The organism is Paraburkholderia sp. A1BS-2L, from assembly GCF_051125205.1.
Lineage (GTDB): Bacteria > Pseudomonadota > Gammaproteobacteria > Burkholderiales > Burkholderiaceae > Paraburkholderia.
In genome coordinates, this window is the sequence record NZ_CP120428.1 from 3148608 (window position 1) to 3172842 (window position 24235).

Annotated in this window: 20 protein-coding genes; 3 read left to right on the forward strand and 17 right to left on the reverse strand. The window is 62.1% G+C overall.

What is annotated here, in order from left to right; all coding sequences use genetic code 11:
* Positions 1–267: 267 nt before the first annotated feature.
* Complete coding sequence (locus tag P5W98_RS14385; RefSeq protein ID WP_421025064.1) at positions 268–435, forward strand: hypothetical protein; 168 nt, start codon at positions 268–270, stop codon at positions 433–435.
* On the opposite strand, the gene P5W98_RS14390 is transcribed toward P5W98_RS14385, so the two are convergent.
* Both P5W98_RS14390 and hemE read right to left on the reverse strand, forming a co-directional pair.
* A complete protein-coding gene (locus P5W98_RS14390; RefSeq protein ID WP_434718084.1) occupies positions 436–2730 on the reverse strand; it encodes a primosomal protein N' in 2295 nt (764 codons plus the stop codon).
* Between the two features lie 435 nt (positions 2731–3165).
* Complete coding sequence (gene hemE, locus P5W98_RS14395; protein ID WP_421025066.1) at positions 3166–4257, reverse strand: uroporphyrinogen decarboxylase; 1092 nt, start codon at positions 4255–4257, stop codon at positions 3166–3168.
* Positions 4258–4493: 236 nt separating this feature from the next.
* On the opposite strand from hemE, the gene P5W98_RS14400 reads away from it, so the two are divergent.
* Entirely contained in the window at positions 4494–5324 is an 831-nt protein-coding gene (locus P5W98_RS14400) for a transporter substrate-binding domain-containing protein (RefSeq protein WP_434718085.1), read from the forward strand.
* 860 nt (positions 5325–6184) lie between these two features.
* Here P5W98_RS14400 and P5W98_RS14405 read toward each other — a convergent pair.
* Positions 6185–7927 (reverse strand): AMP-binding protein, encoded by a 1743-nt coding sequence (locus P5W98_RS14405; RefSeq protein WP_434718086.1) that lies wholly within the window; start codon positions 7925–7927, stop codon positions 6185–6187.
* A gap of 443 nt (positions 7928–8370) precedes the next feature.
* On the opposite strand from P5W98_RS14405, the gene P5W98_RS14410 reads away from it, so the two are divergent.
* On the forward strand, positions 8371–10077 hold the full coding sequence (locus tag P5W98_RS14410) for a hypothetical protein (RefSeq protein WP_434718087.1): 1707 nt from the start codon (positions 8371–8373) through the stop codon (positions 10075–10077).
* A 285-nt stretch (positions 10078–10362) separates the two neighbouring features.
* Here the strand turns inward: P5W98_RS14410 and P5W98_RS14415 are convergent, their stop codons facing one another.
* The 14 genes from P5W98_RS14415 to mnmG all read right to left on the reverse strand — a co-directional run bounded on the left by P5W98_RS14415 (position 10363) and on the right by mnmG (position 24006).
* A complete protein-coding gene (locus P5W98_RS14415; protein ID WP_035523136.1) occupies positions 10363–10788 on the reverse strand; it encodes a F0F1 ATP synthase subunit epsilon in 426 nt (141 codons plus the stop codon).
* 100 nt (positions 10789–10888) lie between these two features.
* Positions 10889–12283: a F0F1 ATP synthase subunit beta gene (atpD, locus tag P5W98_RS14420; RefSeq protein ID WP_213298554.1), complete on the reverse strand. Its 1395-nt coding sequence runs from the start codon at positions 12281–12283 to the stop codon at positions 10889–10891.
* Between the two features lie 78 nt (positions 12284–12361).
* Positions 12362–13243 (reverse strand): F0F1 ATP synthase subunit gamma, encoded by an 882-nt coding sequence (gene atpG / locus P5W98_RS14425; protein WP_035523142.1) that lies wholly within the window; start codon positions 13241–13243, stop codon positions 12362–12364.
* Between the two features lie 94 nt (positions 13244–13337).
* Entirely contained in the window at positions 13338–14879 is a 1542-nt protein-coding gene (gene atpA / locus P5W98_RS14430) for a F0F1 ATP synthase subunit alpha (RefSeq protein WP_421025070.1), read from the reverse strand.
* A gap of 66 nt (positions 14880–14945) precedes the next feature.
* The gene (locus tag P5W98_RS14435) at positions 14946–15485 is read right to left on the reverse strand and encodes a F0F1 ATP synthase subunit delta (protein ID WP_035523148.1); all 540 of its coding nucleotides are present in this window, start codon (positions 15483–15485) and stop codon (positions 14946–14948) included.
* A gap of 2 nt (positions 15486–15487) precedes the next feature.
* Entirely contained in the window at positions 15488–15958 is a 471-nt protein-coding gene (locus P5W98_RS14440; RefSeq protein WP_421025071.1) for a F0F1 ATP synthase subunit B, read from the reverse strand.
* 142 nt (positions 15959–16100) lie between these two features.
* A complete protein-coding gene (atpE, locus tag P5W98_RS14445; RefSeq protein ID WP_028203308.1) occupies positions 16101–16370 on the reverse strand; it encodes a F0F1 ATP synthase subunit C in 270 nt (89 codons plus the stop codon).
* A 67-nt stretch (positions 16371–16437) separates the two neighbouring features.
* Complete coding sequence (gene atpB / locus P5W98_RS14450) at positions 16438–17289, reverse strand: F0F1 ATP synthase subunit A (RefSeq protein WP_421025072.1); 852 nt, start codon at positions 17287–17289, stop codon at positions 16438–16440.
* Positions 17290–17462: 173 nt separating this feature from the next.
* Entirely contained in the window at positions 17463–18083 is a 621-nt protein-coding gene (locus P5W98_RS14455) for an ATP synthase subunit I (protein WP_421073914.1), read from the reverse strand.
* A 285-nt stretch (positions 18084–18368) separates the two neighbouring features.
* Positions 18369–19496: an SLC13 family permease gene (locus P5W98_RS14460; RefSeq protein ID WP_421025299.1), complete on the reverse strand. Its 1128-nt coding sequence runs from the start codon at positions 19494–19496 to the stop codon at positions 18369–18371.
* 44 nt (positions 19497–19540) lie between these two features.
* The gene (locus P5W98_RS14465) at positions 19541–20428 is read right to left on the reverse strand and encodes a ParB/RepB/Spo0J family partition protein (RefSeq protein ID WP_421025073.1); all 888 of its coding nucleotides are present in this window, start codon (positions 20426–20428) and stop codon (positions 19541–19543) included.
* Between the two features lie 19 nt (positions 20429–20447).
* A complete protein-coding gene (locus P5W98_RS14470) occupies positions 20448–21218 on the reverse strand; it encodes a ParA family protein (RefSeq protein ID WP_421025074.1) in 771 nt (256 codons plus the stop codon).
* Between the two features lie 140 nt (positions 21219–21358).
* The gene (gene rsmG, locus P5W98_RS14475; RefSeq protein ID WP_421073840.1) at positions 21359–22051 is read right to left on the reverse strand and encodes a 16S rRNA (guanine(527)-N(7))-methyltransferase RsmG; all 693 of its coding nucleotides are present in this window, start codon (positions 22049–22051) and stop codon (positions 21359–21361) included.
* Positions 22048–24006 carry a tRNA uridine-5-carboxymethylaminomethyl(34) synthesis enzyme MnmG gene (mnmG, locus tag P5W98_RS14480; RefSeq protein ID WP_421025076.1) on the reverse strand — a complete coding sequence of 653 codons (1959 nt, stop codon included), beginning with the start codon at positions 24004–24006 and terminating at the stop codon, positions 22048–22050. Before mnmG ends, rsmG begins: the two co-directional genes overlap by 4 nt.
* Positions 24007–24235 lie beyond the last annotated feature (229 nt).

The window sequence follows — 24235 nt, forward strand, 5'->3', positions numbered from 1 at the left end:
GACCCGCACCGGCGAAAGACCAAAAAGTGGCCGAATCGTACGCCTTCAAATAAAAAGGTGCAACCCTGTGGCGAGTATGGTTGCACCGTCCGCGAAGCCTTGTGGGGTAAAGGTTTGCGGCCAGCGCCGGCCAGTATTGGCCCGCGGGCTGCACTCGGTATTTTCCCTGGCGAACAACAATCAGGTGAACCCTAATCGATTCCGCCGCCGTGCCGTTATACAACCATTACAGGGGCCGATCATTGAATCCGGCGCGAAGGTGGAAAAATGGAAAAGTGGCTGGTGGTGGCGGGTGTCTGGTGCATGTGCGCGCTGTGCGCCATGTTGTTCATTCGCGGCGCGACGGCGCCGGCCACGCGCAAGGTGCGCGTATCACAAACCGGCCCGGACGGACGAGAGCGGCGCGCACAGGCGCACCAGGCCGCGCGGCGCTGATCAGATATCCAGCGGATCGACTTCCAGGTTCCAGCGCAGCACGCCCCGCAAGCCGCGCAGCGCGGGTTGCCACGCGCGCAGCGTCGCCTGCAGCGCGCCGCGCGACTGGCTTTCCACGAGCAGTTGCGCGCGATGCACGTTCATGACCTTGACGATCGTGAGCGGCACCGCGTCGTACGCGGTCACGCGCTCCGCGGCCGGTATCGTCGCGAGCGCCTGCGCCGCTTCGGCGAGAAACGCTAGCGCCGCTTCCAGCGTGCGGCCTTCGGCGCGCAGCAACGCCTGGTAGACGAACGGCGGCAGATGCGCGTCGCGACGCTCGGCGATCTGTGAATTCGCGAAGCCCACATAATCGTGGCGCGCCAGCGCGTGATAGATCGCGTGACGCGGGTAGCGCGTCTGCACGATCACCTCGCCGGGTAGCCCTGCGCGTCCGGCGCGGCCGCTCACCTGCATCAATTGCGCGAATAGCCGCTCGCTCGCGCGGAAATCGTGCGAGAACAGCGCGTTGTCGGCATTGAGCACGCCCACCAGCGAGACGCGCTGGAAGTCGTGCCCCTTCGCGATCATCTGCGTGCCCACGAGGATGTCGACATCGCCGGCGTGCACGTCGGAGAACAGCGCCTGCGCGCTGCCCTTGCGGCGCGTGCTATCGGCATCGATGCGCAACACCCGCGCACCGGGAACCGCGCTCGCCAACGCTTCCTCGATGCGCTGCGTGCCGCGCCCCATCGGCGCGATATCGACGTTGCCGCAGTCGGGACACGAATGCGGAATGCGCGATTCCCAGCCGCAATGGTGGCAGCGCAGCGCCCGCTCGGGCTTGTGCAGCACCACATAGGCACTGCAGCGCGGGCAGCCCGCCACCCAGCCGCAGGCATCGCACGACAGCACGGGGGCATAGCCGCGCCGGTTCAGGAACACGAGACTCTGCTCGCCGCGCTCGAGACGCGCCTTCATCGCCGCGATCAACGGGCCGGAAAGGCCCTCGAACGAGGCGCGACCGCGCCGGCGCTCTTCTTCGAGATCGATCAGCTTGACGACCGGCAGCACCGCATCGGCGATGGCCCGGCGTGACAGCGTGAGGCGCGTATAGCGACCCTGCTCCGCCTGCCACCAGCTTTCGAGCGACGGCGTGGCCGAGCCCAGCACGACCGGCACGCCCAACTGCTTCGCACGCCAGACCGCCAGATCGCGCGCCGAATAGCGCAGCCCCTCCTGCTGCTTGTAAGCGGGGTCGTGCTCCTCGTCCACCACCAGCATGGCCACGCGCGGCAGCGAGGCCAGCACGGCGAGGCGCGTGCCCAGCACGATGCGTGCGCGCCCCGTGTGCGCGGCCAGCCAATGGCGTGCACGCTCGCCCTCGGCGAGGCCGCTGTGGAGCGTGACGATCGCGTCGTCGGGCAGCACACCCGCGAAACGCGTGCGAAATGCCGCCTCGAACTGGGGCGTGAGATTGATCTCGGGGACGAGAACGAGCGCCTGGGCGCCCGGCTCACGTTCGAGCAAGCCCGACAGCGCGCGCAGATAAACTTCGGTCTTGCCGCTGCCAGTTACGCCGTGAAGCAGGAACGGCGCAAAACCGCGCGCGTCGAGGATTGTCTCGACGGCGACAGCCTGTTCGTCGCTCAGCACGGGCAAGGCCGCAGCCACAACGGCATGGCAGGGGATGCTGGCGCGATCGGCGCGGCTTTCGCCGCCATCGCCGCCCGGCAAGCGTCCTGCGCCACCGAACGCGACGCACTCGTATTCGACCCAGCCTGCTTCGCGCCAGGATTCGAGTGTGGCCGCCGCCTTCGGATGCAGCGAGCGGGCATCGGCGAGATCGAATTCGCTGGCATCCACCAAGGCCTGCGCGAGCCGCCGCAATGCCTGGGCGCGCGCGGGCAACGCGTCGGGCAGCGCCTCGCGTCCCGCCGGCAGCAGCCGGTAACGCTCCTCGGGCGCAAGCAAACGCGGCCAGCGCGCCGGGTCGCGCAGCGCCTGTGGCAGGGCCGGCAGCGCGACCTCCCCCAACCCGCGCTGATAGTAGTCGGCGGCAAAGCCCGCGAGCGCGAGCCACTGCGCCGAAAGCGGCGGTAAATCCGCACACACGGCGCTCACATCGCGCAGCTTGTTGGCAGGCACGTCACTGTGAGCGCTCACTTCGCAGATCAAGCCCACCACGTCGCGGCGGCCGAACGGTACGCGCACCAGCATGCCGGGATGCGGCGCCGGAGCCTCGGGCGGATAGCGGTAGTCGTAGAGGGCAGGCAGCGGGTGATCGAGCGCCACGCGCACGAAGCACGGCATCATGCTCCGCCCCAACGTGGGCGAGGCAAACACTGTGCGCTGGCGCACCGACGTCCGAAGTTAAAGTAGAACTTCACTTTCTGCGCTAAGTTTTGGATTCCGCAGAACAATCGCGCTTTCGTCGCTGCGCCTGTGGATAACTTTGTTAAGAACTTGGCCACCCTGCTTTGCCCGGAAGACGACGGGCCCATTATGTGAGACACCGCACAAAGGGTCGCGGAGCGCCGAAAGCCTTACCTGTCAAGGTCTCGATTGATTGTTCACAAGCCCCGCTGACGCTGTGCGGCAATTTTTCCCTCTTGCGCGCCGCAACGAGGTAAGTGTGTATAAGTCAAGTCTTGACAGCAACGCAACGGCATCTGGAGGGCCTCTCGCGCCGGTCGCGGATCAAGCTGGACCCTGATGCCCGGAGCCCAGCTTGTTGCAATGCAACAAAATTCAGGCCGACGCAGCGCGCATGGCGCGGCTATGGCCATGCACTTCATCCACGAGTTCGGCGACGCTCTCCGGCGGCGTGAACTGCGAAATGCCATGCCCAAGGTTGAAGACGTGGCCCGGCTGAGCGCCGTAGCTCTCGAGCACCGCACGCGCCTGCTCGCGAATCGCCGCCGGCGAGGCGAACAGCACGGTCGGATCGAGGTTGCCCTGAAGCGCCACGCGATCGCCCACGCGCTCGCGCGCACGGCCGAGGTTGACGGTCCAGTCGAGGCCGACCGCGTCGACACCCGTTTCGGCGATCTCGTCGAGCCATAGGCCGCCGCCCTTCGTGAAGGTGATCACCGGAACGCGCTCGCCGTCGTGCTCGCGCTTGAGCTGCGCCACCACGCGCTTGATGTATGCAAGCGAGAAGCGTTGATAGATGCCGTCCGCGAGCGCGCCGCCCCAGGTGTCGAAGATCATCACGGCTTGCGCGCCGGCTTCGATCTGCGCATTGAGATACGCGGCCACGGCTTGCGCGTTGACTTCGAGAATGCGCTCCATCAGATCGGGGCGCGCGTACAGCATCGACTTCACGGTGCGAAAATCGTCCGAGCCGCCGCCCTCGACCATGTAGCAGGCAAGCGTCCACGGGCTGCCCGAGAAGCCGATGAGCGGCACGCGCTGGCGACCTTGCGCGTCGGTGAGCGCGCGGCGAATCTCGCGCACTGCGTCGGTCACATAGCCGAGCGTCTCGCCGATGTCGGGCACCGCGAGCTTCGCGACATCCTCTTCGCTGCGCACCGGATGTGCGAACTTCGGACCTTCGCCAGCCTGGAACGAGAGGCCGAGACCCATCGCATCGGGAATCGTGAGGATGTCAGAGAACAGAATGGCGGCGTCGAGCGGATAGCGATCGAGCGGCTGCAGCGTCACCTCGGTCGCGTAATCGGGATTCTTGGCGAGACCGAGAAAGCTGCCCGCGCGGCTGCGCGTGGCGTTGTACTCCGGCAGATAGCGGCCCGCCTGGCGCATCAGCCAGATTGGCGTGTATTCGGTCGGCTGACGCAGCAAGGCGCGCAGAAAGGTGTCGTTCAGAAGAGTGTGGGCCACGGGCGGGAAGCGCTGGTCGCGCGAGATTCGAAAGCAGACGGCCATTCTACCGGAGCCGCCGCCGCGACATGACGCTGATGGCCGGGATAAGGCGCTCCGGACCGCGCGCCGCACACGCATCCACCGGAGACCAACCAGGTCAGCCCACGCTTAACGCATGAATGCGGGCAGGCTATGATCGGATGCCTTTCCGATCCATTACATCGAAACCGCCATTAGAAGAGGAGACACACAGCATGAACAATAAGAAGGTCGCCGCTGCCTGCTCAGCCATCGCCGCGCTGGTCGGCGGGCTCACCGGAGCGCCGCACGCATTTGCGCAGAGCACGGCCACGCCGGGCGTGGCGACGCAGAGCGCCAGTACGCCCTCGCGGCTCGACCAAGTGCTCTCGCGCGGCACGCTGCGCGCGTGCACGACGGGCGACTACAAACCGTATTCGTTCTACAAGCAGGACGGCACGTTCGAGGGCATCGACATCGATATGGCCGAGTCGCTCGCGAAGTCGCTGGGCGTGAAGGCCGAGTTCGTGAAGACGACATGGTCGAACCTGATGAACGACTTCCTCGCGAAATGCGACGTCGCCTTGGGTGGCGTGTCGACCACGCTCGAACGGCAAAAGCGCGCATTCTTCACCGAGGCGTACCAGGTCGACGGCAAGACGCCTATCGTGCGCTGCGACGACGTGAGCAAATATCAAACGGTTGCGCAGATCGATCAGCCCGCCACGCGCGTGATCGTGAATCCCGGCGGCACGAACGAACGCTTCGCAAAGCAGTTCTTCCCGCACGCGAATCTCACCGTCTATCCGGACAACGTAACGATCTTCAAGCAGATCCTGGCCGGCAAGGCGGACGTCATGGTCACCGACGCATCCGAAACACTGTTGCAGCAGAAGCTCAACCCGGGACTGTGCTCGGTGCACCCCGACAAGCCATTCCAGTACGGCGAGAAAGCATGGATGGTGCCGTGCGGCGACGTGGTGTTCCAGCAATATGTCGATCAATGGCTGCACCTTGCGCGCGCAAGCGGCGAGTATCAGGCAATCTCCGACAAATGGCTCAAGTAAGGTGACGATGCAATAAACTGCGCCGGGACTCATCCCGGCGCGGCATCATTAGCCCATCCATATGAGGAGTTGCAACCACTCGTTGCAATGCCATATGAGCAATCCTTGCACCGCACGCATGGATTCAACCGGAAATATCGACTCGATCCGCATATGCGGTTTGCGTTTTTATGCAGCCGATTTCCGGTAATGGCCACACAGCGCGGCATTCTTCATGCATTTGGAATAACATCTCTAATTCGCGTCCACGCAGCGTCTGACAGCATCCAAAAAACGCAGGTAAAAATGACTTTCATGAAACGCTCGGGACGGCAAAAAATCCCACAAAGCCTTATCTGACGGACGTTACAACCTGAAACACTTTGTTACCGCCAAGGTTCATTAATTCGCCCACAATGCCTTCAACGGTTTCAACACGGATGCGGCGCGGTGCAAGTGTGAGCGGACATAATACACCTGCCTGTCGGCGTCAAGCCGAAGCCCTGTCAGGGGCATCCTTGTTGGAGCCGTAACCGGCGTTTTGCGTTCCAAGACCCGGCTCCTCCTTTGGTCTCCTCGCGCTAACCCCGTAGCGTGTGGTTTTTAGCGGGCTCCAGGCCCGCTTTTTTTTCGTCTATTGCTTTCCCACTCGCTTTTATCGTCGATTTGGTGCGATCGCGGGAATAATCGCGGGCACAAACCTCATTCGCCTGCATTTCTTATTTGATTGCTCGCCGTGTTAGCCGGACGGTTAATTCGCAACCGCGTCGATTGGCCAGCCAATTTGTTCGGCCTGCAAAACATCGGTTCATTCATGGCGCTTGTCCCTTTGGCGGTTTCGCGGCGGCAGCGTGCCGCGAAACCGCCGCGACATAACGGCATCAAGCGGTTTTTTGCTCGCTGATTTTAAGTTCGTCGATCATGCGCGAGCGCATCACGAACTTCTGCACCTTGCCCGTCACCGTCATCGGCATCTCGTCGACAAAACGGATGTACTTCGGGATCTTGTAGTGCGCAATCTGCCCCTGGCAAAACGCCTGGATCTCCTCGGGCGTCGCGGCTTCGCCCTGGCGAAGCACGATCCACGCGCACACCTCTTCGCCATACTTCGCATCGGGCACACCGAACACCTGCACCGACTGCACCTTCGGATGGCGGAACAAGAACTCCTCGATCTCGCGCGGATAAATGTTCTCTCCGCCCCTGATCAACATGTCTTTCAGGCGCCCGACGATATTGCAATAGCCTTCAGCGTCGATCGTCGCGAGGTCGCCCGTGTGCATCCAGCCATCGACGATTGCTTCGGCTGTCTTCGCTTCGTCGTCCCAGTAGCCACGCATCACCGAGTAGCCCTTCGTGCAGAGCTCGCCCGTCTGGCCCACCGGCACGATGTTGCCGAGCGGATCGACGATCTTCACCTCCAGGTGCGGCTGGATCCGCCCCACTGTGGTCGTGCGCTTGTCGAACGGGTCGGTCGTCGCGCTCTGGAACGACACCGGGCTCGTCTCCGTCATGCCGTACGCGATGGTGATCTCGGCGAGGTGCATCTTCGAGACCACGCGCTTCATTGTTTCGATCGGACACGGCGATCCCGCCATGATGCCGGTGCGCAAGCGCGAGAGGTCGAAGCGCTCGAAGTCGGGATGATCGAGCTCCGCGATGAACATGGTGGGCACGCCGTGCAGCGCGGTGCAGCGCTCCTCCGACACCGCTTCGAGCGTAGCGCGCGGGTCGAACGCCTCACCCGGAAACACCATCGCCGCACCCACCGACACGCACGCGAGCACCGCCAGCACCATGCCGAAGCAGTGATAAAGCGGCACCGGAATGCATAGCGAATCTTCTTCGGAGAGCCGCATCGCCATGGCGATGAAGCGCCCGTTATTGAGCACGTTGCTATGCGTGAGCGTGGCACCCTTCGGATTGCCCGTGGTGCCGCTCGTGAACTGAATGTTGATGGCGTCGTTGGCATCGAGCGTCGCGCCGATCGCATCGAGTTCAGCACGGCCGTTGAGTTCGAGCCGCTCCCGCCCTTGCTCGATCAGATCGCCGAAGTTCAGCATGCCGGGGGTTTCCGCATCGCACATGCGGATCACTGCACGCAGTTCAGGCAGCTTCGCCGCATGCAGGTCGCCTGGGGTTGCGCTCGCGAGCTCGGGCGCGAGCGTTTGCAGCATTTCGAGATACTTCGACGTCTTAAAGCTTTCCGCGGCGACGATGGCTTTGCAGCTCACCTTGTTCAGCGCGTACTCGAGTTCGGCGAGGCGATAGGCAGGATTGATGTTGACGAGCACAGCGCCGATCCGCGCCGTGGCGAATTGCGTGAGCAGCCACTCGAAGCGATTGGGCGACCAGATGCCGACCCGGTCCTCCGCCCTCACGCCAAGCGCCAGCAAACCAGCCGCCACCACGTCCACTTCTTCTGCGAACTCGCGCCAGGTCCAGCGGATGTCCTGTTCGCGGAACACCACCGCCGGGCGCTCAGGAAAGCGCTGCGCGGTCTCGCTGAGAAAAGCGCCGATGGTCGCATTGGAGAGCGGTATGTCGGTCCTCCCACGCACGTAGGAAAGCCCGTCTTTCGGCGCGATGAGCGCTTCGCGCGCACCGGCAGCGTCGATGGCCATGATGGCTGTCTCCCCGGGAATCTCGCTCCCGATTGAAATGGATTTGAAAAACATTGTGCCACTGTGCGCGCGGCCAGCAGCATCAAGTAATACCCGCAACGCATGGGCGGGGACCAGATCCGCAGCGCGTCTCCAGCCGCTGCGAAGCCATGATTTCGCATTACCTTTCCGTAAACGTCAAGTAGATTTTCTTCCGTGGCCCGACAGCCTCCATGGCGGCGCCTCGGGCTGCGCTCCTGCTCGCCGGATCAGAAACCCAGCCATTTTTTGACTCTGCGCGGTGCTCTCGCATCGCACGCCTCGCCCGCCCGATGGATTTTTCTTTCAATTTGTAATGAAATGAGCTCTGCTTTGCAAACACTTAACGATGTTTTCGTTTCCGCCAATTTATTTGCAGTCCAAATTAATCAAGCGTCCAGAAATTCAACTTCAAAGGAGCAGCGATGAACGCCAGCAACACATCCAGCCACATTCGTCTGAGCAAGAAAATTTGGGCCGGAGCGCCCGGCTCCGACGCCAATGGATATTCCGATCCCTCCAATACGATTCAGTACGCCTTCGGAGTCGTGCCCGAGGGTCTGCACTACGCGAGCATCGCGAATCCGGACGGCTCAGTCGATGCCGGCAAGCTGATCGGCGGCGTGCTGTTGGTGGTTGGCGCGAATGAAGTCAAACTGGCGCTCGCCCCCGGCAAATACTGGCTTTACGAGTTCGTGATTGGCCGCAATGCCGACGGCGTCTCGTTGCAGTTCAGTCAGCGCACCGGCTGGGATTTCACGGCCGTCGTGAACGGCGAGCGCACCTCACCGGTCGACGATCAGGACGGTGCCATTGCGTTCGAAATCGGCACCGGCGTAGCCGATGTGCGCATCGTCGGCATCAACAAGGCGCTGTGCGTGGAAATCGACAAGCGCATGAGCAGCGGCACGGGCCGCACCGAAGGCGTTCTGTTCTTCGGCACGAGCTCGTATCTCGGCCTCACGCAAACCGGTTCGCCGAATTTCGACGGCACCGCTGTGGTCCGCCTCGGCGTGACGGGCGCCAATGGCAAGCTGCGCCTGGACGGCTTTGTGTCGGGCAACAACGTGTTCATTCACGAGATCGTGCCCAAGGCGTATTACGACGCCGGCGTGCGTCCCGATAAGATGGACGTCTACAACATCGATGGCGCATTCTGGTACAGCGCTGGTTTTCCCGACGCTCACGAGGTCACGCAGGAAGAACTGACGGCTCTGCTGCACAACCCCAAATTCACACCCGCTGCACGCGAGTTGATCCGCGCGAACGTGCATGCCGGCGACTGGCTGTTCACCAACCAGAACTACTTCTACCAGCGACAGGGCGTAATGCGCGTGGAAGTGACCAACAACAACGGGCGCAAAGGCAAGCTGCGACTCTCGAAGAAAATCTGGGCCGGCGTACCGGGCTCCGACGCCAATGGCTATTCCGAACCTGATGGCACGATCCAGTACGCGTTCGGCTTGGTGCCGGCTGGAACGCATTACAGCGCCCTCGCCGATGCCCAGGGTGCCGTGGACACGAACAAGCTGATCGGAGGTGTCCTGATGATAGTGGGCGCCGACACCATCGAGCTGCAACTCGCCCCGGGTTCGTACTGGCTCTATGAATTCGTGATCGCGCGCGCCGACGACGGCGTCTCGCTGCGGTTCCTTCAGCGCACCGGGTGGGACTTCACTGCACTCGTCGACGGCGAACGCCGCGCGCCCATCGACGACACGGATGGCGCAATCGCCTTCGAGATCGGCGCGCAGACATCTGAAGTCAACGTGGTCGGCATCAACAAGTCGGTGTCAGTCCAGATTGAAAAGCAATTCACGCCTGGTGCGCAAGAAAGCGAGAAGGTTGGCATCCTGTTTGTCGCGACCGATTCGTATCTCGGCATACTGCCGCGCGCCGACAACGGCAATTCCCGCGGCATCGTGCGCCTCGGGGTCACGGGTCCCGGCGGGAAGCTGCGGCTCGACGGCTTCACCTCCGGCAACAACGTGTTCATTCACGAAATCGTGTCCCAGGACGCGTACGACGCAGGCCTCTGGCCGATCAGCATGAGCGTCTACCGGACGGACGGCTCGCGTTTGTTCACCTCGGAGTTCAAGCTGCAGGGCGCGCTGCGCGCGGGTGAAGACTGACGCGACGACGAAAACCAGCGTCGCATCACCGAAGCCGACCTCGACGCCCTGCTCGCCGACCCGAAGCTCACGCCGGCGGGCCGTGACCTGATCCTCAGGCACGTACAGGTGGGCGACTATTTGTTCTCCAATACGCATTACTTCAGCGAACGCCAAGGCGTGATGCGCGTGGAGGTGCTCAACGACAGTGGCCGCGGCTAACGGCTCACCCATGAAAAAGGGCTCCCGGTGGGAGCCCTTCTCGTTCGCGGCCACAGCCCGCCACACAGGGCGGGCGCGCCGGAATCAATGCTGATTCATCTTGCGCAGGCGCTGGATTGCCGCAAGCTGCGCGACTGCGTAGGCGAGTTCCGCCTGCGCCGTTGCGTACTCGAGGTTCGAACCTGCGTTCTGCAGTGCCTCTTCGGCGCGCTTGCGCGCCTCACCGGCCTTCGCCTCATCGAGATCCTTGCCGCGGATCGCGGTGTCGGCGAGCACCGTCACGGCGCCCGGCTGCACTTCGAGAATGCCGCCGGCGACGAACACGAACTCTTCATCGCCTTCCGCGCCCACGATGCGCACCGCACCCGGACGAATCCGCGTGATGAGCGGCGTGTGGCCCGGCAGAATGCCCAGCTCGCCCGCCTCGCCCGGAAGCGCGACGAACTTCGCCTGGCCGGCGAAGATGCTCTCTTCGGCGCTAACGACGTCTACCTTGATGGTTGCTGCCATATCTGTCGACTCCTAGGGTCAAAAAGTTGCGGCGGCGGATTGAGTAACGCGTCACTTATACGAGATAACTCATTCCGCCTCGTTGCCTGCAACGCGACCCTTACTGGATCTTCTTGGCCTTTTCGAAGGCTTCGTCGATCGTGCCGACCATGTAGAACGCCTGCTCCGGCAGGTGATCGCACTCGCCGCCCACGATCATCTTGAAGCCGCGGATGGTTTCCTTCAGCGGCACGTACTTGCCCGGCGAGCCCGTGAAGACTTCCGCGACGTGGAACGGCTGCGAGAGGAAACGCTGGATCTTGCGTGCGCGGGCGACCGACAGCTTGTCTTCCGGCGACAGTTCGTCCATGCCCAGAATCGCGATAATGTCGCGCAGTTCCTTGTAGCGCTGGAGCGTCTGCTGCACGCCGCGCGTGATCGAGTAGTGCTCTTCGCCGATCACGTTCGGGTCGATCTGGCGCGAGGTCGAGTCGAGCGGGTCGACTGCCGGGTAGATACCCAGCGAGGCGATGTCACGCGACAGCACGACGGTTGCGTCCAGGTGGCCGAAGGTCGTAGCCGGCGACGGGTCGGTCAAGTCGTCCGCAGGGACGTACACGGCCTGAACCGAGGTAATCGAGCCCTTCTTCGTGGACGTGATGCGCTCTTGCAGCTTGCCCATCTCTTCTGCCAGCGTCGGCTGATAGCCCACTGCCGAAGGCATACGGCCGAGCAGTGCCGACACTTCGGTACCGGCCAGCGTGAAGCGGTAGATGTTGTCGACGAAGAACAGCACGTCGAGGCCTTCGTCACGGAAGTGCTCGGCCATCGTCAGACCCGTCAGCGCGACGCGCAGACGGTTGCCCGGCGGCTCGTTCATCTGGCCGTACACCAGCGCGACCTTGTCCAGAACGTTCGAGTCCTTCATTTCGTGGTAGAAGTCGTTGCCCTCACGGGTACGCTCGCCCACGCCCGCGAACACGGAGAAGCCGCCGTGTTCCTTCGCGATGTTGTTGATGAGCTCCATCATGTTGACGGTCTTGCCCACGCCAGCACCGCCGAACAGACCGACCTTGCCGCCCTTTGCGAACGGGCAGATCAGGTCGATAACCTTGATGCCGGTTTCGAGCAGCTCTGCGGACGGCGACAGTTCGTCGAACGCCGGTGCCTTCTGGTGGATCGCGCGCTTGTGCTCGCTGACGATCGGGCCCGCTTCGTCGATCGGGCGGCCCAGCACGTCCATGATGCGGCCGAGCGTCGGCTTGCCGACCGGCACGCTGATGGGCTCGCCCGTGTTCTTGACCACGGTGCCGCGGCGCAGGCCGTCCGACGCACCCAGACAAATGGTGCGCACGACGCCGTCGCCGAGCTGCTGCTGCACTTCGAGGGTCAGTTCCGACCCTTCGAGAATCAGCGCGTCGTAGATCTTCGGCATGCTCTCGCGCGGGAATTCCACGTCGATCACCGCGCCGATGCACTGTACGATCTTGCCTTCTACCAAAGCAGTTGTACTCATCGCTTTTCCTTTAGATACCTGAATTCTTCACTCGGCCGCCAGTCATAGCGGCGCGGTTCGCGTTCGGCTTGTGCCCGGTCAGACCGCTGCGGCGCCGCCGACGATTTCCGAAAGTTCCTTCGTAATCGCGGCCTGGCGGCTCTTGTTGTACGAGAGCTGCAGTTCGTTGATGACCGTCTTCGCGTTGTCCGACGCTGCCTTCATCGCGACCATACGGGCCGACTGCTCCGACGCCATGTTTTCCGCCACGGCCTGATAGACCAGGGCTTCGACATAACGCACCAGCAGTTCGTCCACGACGGTTTGCGCGTCCGGCTCGTAGATGTAGTCCCACTGCGACTTCGGCGTCGTGCCGTCGTCGTTGCCTTCGAGGCGCTCGTTCGACAGCGGCAGCAGTTGCTCGATGACCGGCTCCTGCTTCATCGTATTGACGAAGCGCGTGTACGCCAGGTACACCGCGGAGAGCTTGCCTTCCGAGTACTGGTCGAGTTGCACCTTCACCGCGCCAATCAGCTTCTCGAGGTGCGGCGTGTCGCCGAGTTGCACGACGTTCGAGACGACCTTCGCGCGCAGACGGTTCAGGAAACCGAGGCCCTTGCTGCCGATCGCCGTTGCTTCGATCGACGTGCCCGATGCTTCCAGATCCTTGAACTTCTGCAGCGTCGCACGCAGCACGTTGGTGTTCATCCCGCCGCACAGACCCTTGTCGGTCGTGACGAGAATCACGCCGGCAACCTTCGCATCGTTGTTTTCCGTCATGAACGGATGGCGATACTCGGGGTTCGCACGGCTCATGTGCGCAGCGATGTCGCGGACCTTGTCGGCATACGGGCGGGCGGCGCGCATGCGCTCCTGGGCACGGCGCATCTTCGACGCCGCGACCATTTCCATCGCCTTGGTGATCTTGCGCGTGTTTTGCACGCTCTTGATCTTGCCGCGAATTTCCTTCATTCCAGCCATTGCTTGCTCCTTGATCGAAACGGGGCGGGCGCCCTGACTACAGCGAACCCGCGCCGCTTCAATGTCCGTTTATCGTGGTTGATTCCCGGACGGATCAGTATGCGCCGGACTTCTTGAAGTCCTTGAGCGCCGCGTGGAGCGCGGTCTCGTCGTCCTTCGACAGGTCCTTCTTGTCCTCGATGCGGCCGACGAGGTCGGCGTGCTTCGACTTCAGGTATTCGCGCAGGCCCTTCTCGAATGCCAAGACGTCCTTGACTTCGAGGTCGTCGAGGTAGCCGTTGTTCGCCGCGAACAGCGAAACAGCCAGCTCCCACACTTGCAGCGGCTGATATTGCGGCTGCTTGAGCAATTCCGTCACGCGGCGGCCGCGCTCGAGCTGCTTGCGGGTTGCTTCGTCGAGGTCCGATGCGAACTGGGCGAATGCCGCGAGTTCACGGTATTGTGCGAGGTCGGTACGGATACCGCCCGACAGCTTCTTGATGACCTTGGTCTGTGCCGCACCACCCACACGCGAGACCGACACGCCGGCGTTAATAGCCGGGCGGATGCCTGCGTTGAAGAGGTCGGTTTCCAGGAAGATCTGGCCGTCGGTAATCGAGATCACGTTCGTCGGAACGAATGCGGTCACGTCGCCTGCTTGCGTTTCGATGATCGGCAGTGCCGTCAGCGAACCGGTCTTGCCCTTGACTTCGCCGTTCGTGAACTTCTCGACGTAGTCGGCCGAAACGCGTGCAGCGCGCTCGAGCAGACGCGAGTGCAGATAGAACACGTCACCCGGGTAAGCTTCACGGCCCGGCGGGCGGCGCAGCAGCAGCGAGATCTGGCGATATGCCCAAGCTTGCTTGGTCAAGTCGTCGTAAATGATCAGGGCGTCTTGACCGCGGTCGCGGAAGTATTCGCCCATCGTGCAGCCGGCGTACGGCGCGAGGTACTGCAGCGCAGCCGATTCCGAAGCCGAAGCTGCGACCACGATCGTGTACTCGATCGCGCCCGTTTCTTCGAGCTTGCGCACCACGTTCTGGATCGACGAAGCCTTCTGGCCGATCGCGACGTAGATACAGATGAGGTCCTTGCCCTTCTGGTTGATGATCGTGTCGACGGCCACTGCGGTCTTGCCGCACTGACGGTCGCCAATGATCAGCTCGCGCTGGCCACGGCCGATCGGCACCATCGAGTCGATCGACTTGAGGCCCGTTTGCATCGGCTGCGACACGCCTTCACGCCAGATCACGCCCGGAGCAATCTTCTCGATTGCGTCGGTCATCTTGGCGTTGATCGGGCCCTTGCCGTCGATCGGGTTGCCGAGCGGATCGACCACGCGACCGACCAGTTCCGGGCCCACCGGCACTTCGAGAATGCGGCCCGTCGTCTTGACGATGTCGCCTTCCGAGATGTGCTCGTACTCACCCAGAATCACGGCGCCGACCGAGTCGCGCTCGAGGTTCAGCGCGAGGCCGAAGGTGTTGCCCGGGAATTCGAGCATTTCGCCCTGCATCACGTCCGACAGGCCGTGGATACGCACGATACCGTCGGTCACGGAGATCACGGTGCCCTGGTTGCGAACGTCCGCGCTCGCTTCAAGGCCCTGGATCCGGCTCTTGATCAGCTCGCTGATCTCAGAGGGATTGAGTTGCATTATTCGCTCCTGATGTTCAATTCTGTTGCGTGCCAGCCGCTGCGCCCGATGTATTTATCGGGGCGCTCAAGCGGTCAAAGCCACCTGCATGCTGGCGAGCCGCGCGCGGACCGAGGTATCGAGGACTTCGTCGCCGACCGTGACGCGCACGCCGCCGATTAGCGACTTGTCGACTTCGACTGCCGGCTTCAGCTTGCATTTGAACTTGCGTTCGAGACTCGCGACGAGGTCGGTCAACTGCGCGCCTTCGAGCGGGTATGCGCTCACGATCAGCGCGTCGGCCGCACCGGCCTTGGCGTTCTTGAGCGCTTCGAACTGTGCGTGAATTTCCGGCAGCAGCTCCAGGCGGTGGTTCGCGACCAGCATCTGCACGAGATTCTTGGCCTCGGCCGTATCCTTGAGCGGGGACTTCACCGCTGCAAGCAGCAGCTCCACGACCTGGGCATGGCTCACTTTCGGGCTTGTCGCGACCGACAGCACCTCGGGCAAGGCCGCAACCTGAGCCAGCTCCGTGACGAGCGTGGACCAGGCGGCGGTGTCACCAGCTTCGGCCACGCCAAACAGCGCTTCTGCGTACGGGCGGGCGATGGTTGCAAGTTCGGCCATGATCAGAGCTCAGCTTTCAGTTGATTCAGCAGGTCGGCGTGTGCTGCCTGGTCGACTTCGCGCTTCAGGATCTGCTCGGCGCCTTGCACGGCAAGTGCCGCGACTTCGGCGCGCAGCGCTTCGCGTGCCTTCACGACCTGCTGGTCGGCGTCGGCCTTAGCTTGAGCGATGATGCGAGCCGCTTCGGCTTGTGCCTGGGCCTTGATTTCTTCTGCGACGGCCAATGCGCGCTTTTCTGCGTCCGCGATGCGGCTTTGACCCTCGTTACGGGCCGAAGCGAGTTCTTCGCCAACGCGCTTGTGCGCGGCTTCGAGTTCCGCCTTGCCCTTATCCGCGGCAGCGAGGCCGTCAGCGATCTTCTTCGAGCGCTCGTCGAGGGCGTTGATCAACGGCGGCCACACGAACTTCATCGTGAACCACGCGAGGATCAGGAACACGACCATTTGCGCAAACAGGGTTGCGTTGATATTCACGGTGTTTCCTTTTACGTTGCTATTCCGGGGAGTTGAAACGGCAAGGCGCTCATCGGTTGTGAAACTCGATCAGCGCCTCGTCACCCGTTCCGTCCTGCGCCCGCGTCTATAGTTATAGGTCGGGCGCAACCATCCAGGGAACTTAGCCCGCGAGCTTCGAGAGCAGCGGGTTAGCGAACGCGAACAGCATTGCAACACCCACGCCAATCAGGAACGCCGCGTCGATCAGACCAGCCAGCAGGAACATCTTCGTCTGCAGCGGGTTCATCAGTTCAGGCTGACGTGCGCAGGCTTCGATGTACTTGCCGCCCATCAGGCCGATACCGATACAGGCGCCGATTGCACCCAGGCCGATGATGATGCCGATACCGATGGCCGTGAAACCCTGGATGTTGGCGATGAAAGCTTGCATGATCACTCCTTTGTGAGATTTTTTGGAACTGGGGATTTAAAACTGCAATTCTGGGTTCGACAAGCCCTTAGTGCTTGTCGTGTGCCTGGCCGATGTACACCAGCGTCAGCATCATGAAAATGAACGCCTGCAGCAGAACGATCAGGATGTGGAAGATCGCCCAGACGCTGCCCGCAATCACGTGGCCGATGAAGCCAAGCACCGTCGTGTCCGCGCCGAAGCTCCACAGACCGCCCAGCAGCGCGATCAGCAGGAACAGCAGTTCGCCTGCATACATGTTGCCGAACAACCGCAGGGCGAGCGAAACCGTCTTGGCGACGAACTCGATGATGTTAAGTGCAAGGTTCGGGATCCACAGGACCGGATGCGCGCCGAACGGGGCCGACAGCAGTTCGTGCACGAAGCCGCCTGCGCCCTTGATCTTGAGGTTGTAATAGATCATCAGCACGAACACGCCGAGCGCGATGCCGAACGTGCCGTTGAGGTCGGCCGTCGGGACGATGCGCTGATGCGGGAACACTTCGCTCAGGCCGAGCCAGCCAATCACGCGAGTCGGCAGATCGACGGGAATGAAGTCGAGGGAGTTCATGAGCGCGACCCAGACGAACACGGTCAGCGCGAGCGGTGCGATGAATTTACGGTTGCCGTGGACGATGGCCTTCGACTGATCCTCGACCATTTCCACCAGCATTTCGATGGCGCACTGGAAACGGCCCGGCACGCCCGGGGTCGCCTTGCGCGCGGCGAGGCGCAGCAAGAGGATGGTCACGAGGCCACAAAGGATCGACCAGAACAGCGTGTCGAGATTCCAGACATGGAAATCGACGATCGACGTCTGGTGCCCAGTGGCAAAGTTCTGCAAGTGGTGCGCAATGTACTCGGACGGACCCGGAGCGCTCGTTCCTTCGCTGGCTGCCATATCGTTAAAACCACCCAAATTGTCGAAAATCGGTTTTGGCCACTCCCGCGCAACAACCTGTTGCGGGAACGCACCGCCTCGGATCGAGTCTTACTCCAACATGTGCCAACCACTTGCCGCCTTGTTCGCCTCCACGCCTTCCACATGAAAGGCGGCGCGATGCCAGTTGCGGGTCAGCGCCACGCGAGCGCGATCCAGTATGTCTTCAGCACGATCAGGTAAGTGACGAGCAACGGGATCCATTGCACGTCGCGATACCAGAACGCAATGGCAACGAACATCGCAATCGTCGCCCCCATCTTGAATGCTTCGCCGAGCATCCAGTTCATCACCGTGCCGGCCCTGCTCAACTGCTTCAGGCGCGCCGCGAACAGCGCTCCGGGTATCCAGCAGATCGCTCCGCCCAGCAACGCGGACAGCGCTACGGCGTCCGGCGCAGTCGCCCCCGGCGGCTTATAAAACAGCCACCACAACAAAGCGGCAACCAGGGACAAAGCCACTTGCGCTGCTACGACACGAAACGGCGTGACGCGCGACGGGCGGCTCACCTGTGCGCCGAAGAGCTGCTCGGCTTCGGCCCGGGTGAGCGGAACGATGTCGTTGTTATCTTGCTGGTCGGCGTCTAGCTGATCCCATCGTGCGTTGTGATCCGTTGTGGAATCAACACGCGCACTAGCGGCTCGTCCTCTGTCCGGGCCTGCCCCCTGCTTTTCGCTGGATGCTTCGGCTCCGCGTTGTGGACCATCGGGCCCTTCATGCGCCTGCGGCGCCTCGTCTGGCCTCTGACCCACCATTGCGTTATTCCGGATATTTGGCTTCCGCCCGGTTTCTTGCAGCGCGCTTACAGCCCCGCCAACCAAATAAATCCGGGCGATTGTAAGCGATAGTTGCAGCCAATTCAAGACTTTAGGCCGTTTCATAACACGCATGAAATACTACTTCATCATGCGGAAAACGCACCATTACGCCGCAGGTAACGGAAACTGTAAGGTCACGCGCGAACGTCAGGAGAGCCAAGCAAAACGGGGCGCGATTTTACCGTGGAAAGATGACTGTGTCGCTGCATTGTGGTTTTTCTGTCAGAAAAAATACAACACTAGTCCACCACCGATAACGGCGATTACCCAGAACGGGATAGAGATCAAATGGAACGGCAGCCACACGCCTTGCACGCCGGAAAGCCGCACGGCAATCAAATTCGCCAGCGAACCGATGGCAAACCCGAAACCGCCGACGCTCACGCCAAACGCCAACGCGCGCCAGTCGTGCGTGAAACCCGCGAGCACGATGGCGGCAGGCACGTTGCTGATGCCCTGCGAGAGGATGGCGCCTGCTGCGTAGGCGCGTAGCGGCGTCTGCAATCCGAGATTCTCAAGTGCGTGGTGAATCCACGGCAGCGCGGCGGCACTGCGTAACACGATGAACATCAGCACGAAGATCAGCAGCAAAAGCCAGTCGATCTTCAGCACGATTTTCATGCGCCAGATGAGAAAACCGACTCCGACGCCACCCAATGCGATGCCCGCGCGATGCGTGTCTGCAAGCAGCACGAACGCTACGAAAAGTAATGCGGCAACGCCTGCCAGCGCGCGATCGACTGGATGGCGTTCGACGTCGATCGTCAAATCGAGTGGCTTAGGCTTGAAAAGAAGCGCGGCGAGCAAGAACAGCAGCGCCATCAACAGCGCGCAGAGCGGCGCAAGCGACGCAACAAAGCGACCAAATGACGCACCGCTAAGTTGCCAAAGAAACAGGTTCTGCGGGTTGCCTAGCGGCGTGAGCACCGAGCCCGCATTCACGGCGAGCGCGATCACGATGACAAGCCGCTTTAGCGGCAGCGGCGTAAGTCGGTGCAACGACAGCACGAGCGGCACCACGACAAAAAGCGCGACGTCGTTCGTCACCACCGTCGAGAGCAACGCTGCGAATGCAACGAGAAGGAATGCGAGCGAGCGCTCGGAACGAATCCGGTGCACCAGCCTATGCGCCACCCAAGTCAGGAATCCTGAGTATTCAAGCGCTTTGGTGAGAATCAGCAGACCGGCGAGCGTCATCACCGTTTGCCAGTCGACCAGCGCGGGAAGCGAAGACCATGCGCGCGGCGCGCAAATCTGCAACGCGACGAACGCGACGACGAGTATCGACAAAACCGGCTCGGCAAGCGCGAACGCGCCGAGCCCGCGCAGCACGCTTAACGGGCCGCGCAAAGCAGTATGGGATTCACGCACGGCAAACGACTATGAGCATGGAGTCAAACAGCAGCTTCGCCACGCAGGCGAAGCAGAATACCGTCGAGCGCATCGAGGTCGCCGAAATCGACAGTGAGCTGGCCGCGCCCTCTCCTGCCAAGCTTGATCTTGACCGTGGCAGCCAGCAAATCGGACAGCTCATCTTCGAGACGGCGCGTGTCGCGGCCGCCGTCGTGCGCGGCCTTCGCCTTCACTGCGGGGGCGGCCTTGGTGGTGTTCGAAACGAGCTTTTCCGTTTCACGCACCGACATGCGCTTGTTGACCACCTGATTGGCGAGCGTGATCTGTGTGGCCGCATCGACTGCGAGCAACGCACGCGCGTGGCCCATGTCGAGATCGCCTGCGAGCAGCATGGTCTGCACCGGTGCAGCAAGATTCAGCAAACGCAGCAGGTTCGACACCGCGCTACGCGAGCGCCCCACCGATTCGGCGGCCTGCTCGTGCGTGAAACTGAACTCGTCGAGCAGACGCTGAATGCCCTGCGCCTCTTCAAGCGGATTGAGGTCTTCGCGCTGGATGTTCTCGATCAGCGCCATCGCGGCTGCGGCCTGGTCGGGCACATCCTTCACGAGAACCGGCACTTCCTTGAGACCGGCAATGTGCGCCGCACGGAAGCGTCGCTCGCCCGCGATGATCTCGTAGCGCTCGGGGCCAACCGGGCGCACCAGGATCGGTTGCATCAGCCCTTGCGCACGAATGCTCGCCGCGAGTTCCTGTAGCGCGCCTTCGTCCATGCGCGTGCGCGGCTGGTATTTGCCGGCTTGCATCTGCGTGAGCGCGAGCGTATTGGGCGCGCCCTCGATCTTCACCGCTTCGGTAATGTCCGCGCTGCCGCCGAGCAATGCTTCGAGTCCTCGGCCCAGTCCTTTCTTCCGTGCTACTGCGTTCATCGTGCTTCCCCAGTCCGAGTCAGAGTGCGCGTACGCGCTCGATCATTTCCGCGCCGAATTGCACATAAGCCTGCGCGCCGCGCGACGCGCGATCGAACACCACGCCCGGCAAGCCGTAGCTAGGCGCTTCGGCAAGCCGCACGTTGCGCGGAATCACCGCGTCGAACACCTTATCGCCAAAGTGCTCCTTCAGTTGCTCAGAGACCTGTTGCTGCAGCGTGATGCGCGGATCGAACATCACGCGCAAAAGACCGATCACCTTCAGGTCGCGATTCATGTTCGCGTGCACCTGCTTGATCGTGTTGACGAGGTCTGACAACCCCTCGAGCGCAAAGTACTCGCACTGCATCGGAATCACGACACCGTGCGCCGCGCACAGTCCGTTGAGTGTGAGCAAGGACAACGCCGGCGGGCAGTCGATCAGCACGAAATCGTATTCGTCGTCGACCTGGGCGAGCGCAGCCCGCAAGCGGCGCTCGCGCTGCTCGACCGTCACCAGTTCCACTTCGGCGCCCGCGAGCTCGCGATTGGCCGGCAGAACGTCGTAGCCCACCTGCTCCGGCCGCGTGCGCGCCTCAGGCACCGAAACGCCGTCGACCAGCACTTCGTAAACCGTGTTCTCGCACGCCGCCTTGTCGATGCCGCTGCCCATCGTGGCATTGCCCTGCGGGTCGAGATCGATGAGAAGGACACGCTGTCCCTGCGATGCGAGGCTCGCGGCGAGATTGACCGTTGTCGTCGTCTTGCCGACGCCGCCCTTCTGGTTCGCAACGCAGAAGATTTTTGCCATCTTTTGTGTGTCCCTTTTACTGCCTTAAAAAGTTTGCTTACGTTATAGCGTATATGCCGCTGGGCGCGCTATCCGGTCATTCGGCCTGGGCCATTCGGCTTGGGCCGTATGAGCCTGGCCATCTCCGCCAGTGAACCACGTTATTGTGTCGGCTCAACCACCACTTCGATCAGATGCCGCTCCGCATCGAGCATCGGTACCGTCAGACGAATCGTCTGCAGCGTGCGCGCCCCGTCTGGCAAGCGCTCGATCTCGGTGTCGGGCCTCACGCCCTTCATCGCCCAGATCGCACCACCGTCCGCAACAAGGTGACGGGCCAGTGTAACGAAATCGGCCAGTTCCGCGAATGCCCGCGAGACGATCAGATCGAATTTTTTTGGCACTTCGATCCCAGGACGCAGCGATTCAACACGCCCCGTCACCACAGACAGATTCGCAAGATCCAATTCAGCCTTGGCCTGCGACTGGAACGCCGACTTCTTTTGCACGATGTCATTCAGGGTGACTTGCCAGTCCGGACGCGCAACCGCGAGCACGATGCCGGGCAAGCCGCCGCCCGAGCCAACGTCGAGCACCGAGGCGTCGGCGCATTTGGGTAAATGCGGCAGGATCGAAAGCGAATCGAGGATATGCTGGATGAGCATCTGGCGCGGATCACGGATCGCCGTCAGGTTATAGACGGCGTTCCACTTCGCCAGCAATGCGACATAGTCCAGCAACTGCTCGTGCTGCCGCTCGCTCAAATCGAGGGAGAGCGCCTGCGCGCCCTCCTTCAGCAGCCGTGCGAGCGCGTCGCGATCCGTGATGCCGGGTTGCCTTGCGCGCCCCGTCATTGAGCCACCGTCGTGTTGTCCGCGCCCTGATCGGACGGGTTCTGGCGCCGGCGGCCCAGGCCGCGCTTCAGGTGAACCATCAGCAGAGAGATAGCGGCAGGCGTGATGCCCGAGATGCGCGACGCCTGGCCAATGGTTTCGGGGCGGAATTGATTCAATTTCTGGCGCGCCTCGAACGATAGACCGCGAACTTCAGCGTAATCGATGCCGTCCGGCAGACGCGTGTTCTCGTGAGCGCCGTTGCGCTCGATCTCATCGGCCTGACGATCGATATAGCCCTGATATTTGATGCCGATTTCGATCTGCTCCTCGATCTGGGCAAGCAGGATTTCGTCGTCAGCAAGCGGTGTCTCAGGCGCGCAGGCGCCTTCGCGCAGGCCGCACACGCCATCGTAGCTCACACCAGGACGGCGCAGCAGATCCGCGAGGTTGTACTCGCGATCGATGGGTTTGCCGAGGAGCGCCGTTGCCTCTTCTGCGCCCAATGTCTTCGGATTCACCCAAGTCGACTTCAGGCGCTCTGTTTCACGTGAAACAGCGTCGCGCTTGCGGCTGAATGCATCCCAGCGAATATCGTCGACAACACCAAGTTCACGGCCGATTTCCGTCAGGCGCATATCGGCATTGTCTTCGCGCAGGCTCAGACGGTACTCCGCGCGGCTCGTAAACATGCGGTACGGCTCGGAAACGCCGCGTGTCACCAAGTCGTCGACCAGCACGCCGAGGTACGCTTGATCGCGGCGCGGACACCACGCGTCCTTACCCTGCACCTGCAAGCCTGCGTTGATGCCCGCAAGCAGCCCTTGCGCTGCGGCCTCTTCGTAGCCGGTCGTGCCATTAATCTGGCCCGCGAAGAACAGACCACTAATCACCTTCGTTTCCAGCGATGCCTTCAGGCCGCGCGGATCGAAGTAGTCATACTCGATCGCATAGCCGGGGCGCAGGATATGAGCATGCTCCAGCCCGCGCATCGAATGCACGAGCTCCAGCTGAACGTCGAACGGCAGACTCGTCGAGATCCCATTTGGGTAGAACTCGTTCGTCGTCAGGCCTTCGGGCTCCAGGAAGATCTGATGCGATTCCTTCGAGGCAAATCGGTGGATCTTGTCTTCGATGGACGGGCAATAGCGTGGCCCCACCCCTTCGATCACGCCTGTATACATGGGCGAGCGGTCGAGACCGCCGCGAATAATGTCGTGCGTACGTTCGTTGGTGTGTGTAACCCAGCAGGGAATCTGCTTCGGATGCTGCTCTGCCCTGCCCAGAAACGAGAACACAGGCACCGGATCGAGGTCGCCTGGCTGCTCTTCGAGCATCGAAAAATCGATCGAGCGACCATCAATGCGCGGCGGCGTGCCCGTTTTAAGGCGCCCTTGCGGCAGCTTCAGCTCTTTCAGGCGTGCAGACAGCGTCACCGCCGCCGGGTCACCGGCACGGCCGCCTGTGTAGTTGTTCAGGCCCACATGAATCTTGCCGTCGAGGAACGTTCCCGCCGTCAGCACCACCGCGCGTGCGCGGAAGCGGATGCCCACCTGCGTCACAGCCCCGACAACGCGGTCGCCTTCAACCATCAGATCCTCAACCGCCTGCTGGAACAGCCACAGGTTCGGCTGATTTTCGAGGCGCCGACGGATCGCTGCCTTGTACAAGATACGGTCGGCCTGCGCACGTGTCGCACGCACAGCCGGCCCTTTGGACGAATTGAGAATGCGGAACTGGATGCCGCCCTCGTCGGTGGCAGCGGCCATCGCACCGCCTAGCGCGTCGACTTCCTTGACCAGATGGCCTTTGCCAATGCCGCCGATCGACGGATTGCAGCTCATTTGGCCGAGCGTTTCGATGTTGTGCGTGAGCAGGAGCGTCTTGACGCCCATGCGAGCGGCGGCAAGCGCAGCCTCGGTGCCGGCGTGACCGCCGCCGACGACGATGACGTCAAATTCTGTGGGAAAAAGCATGGCTGGACCTCACGCATGGACGAATGGACCGCGTGAGCCTTCTCAGAAAAAAGTGGTATGCGCGAATTATAACGGTTTCGGGTTTTAGGTCGTTCACACCCGAATTTTTGTCGGCCGGAGTTAGTGCTTCAACTCCGGTCCCATGCAGAGCCGCAGAGTCAGTTAGCGCACGCGAATAAAAAACGGCGTGTTTCACGTGAAACACGCCGCCCATTTCTACAGAGGTTGA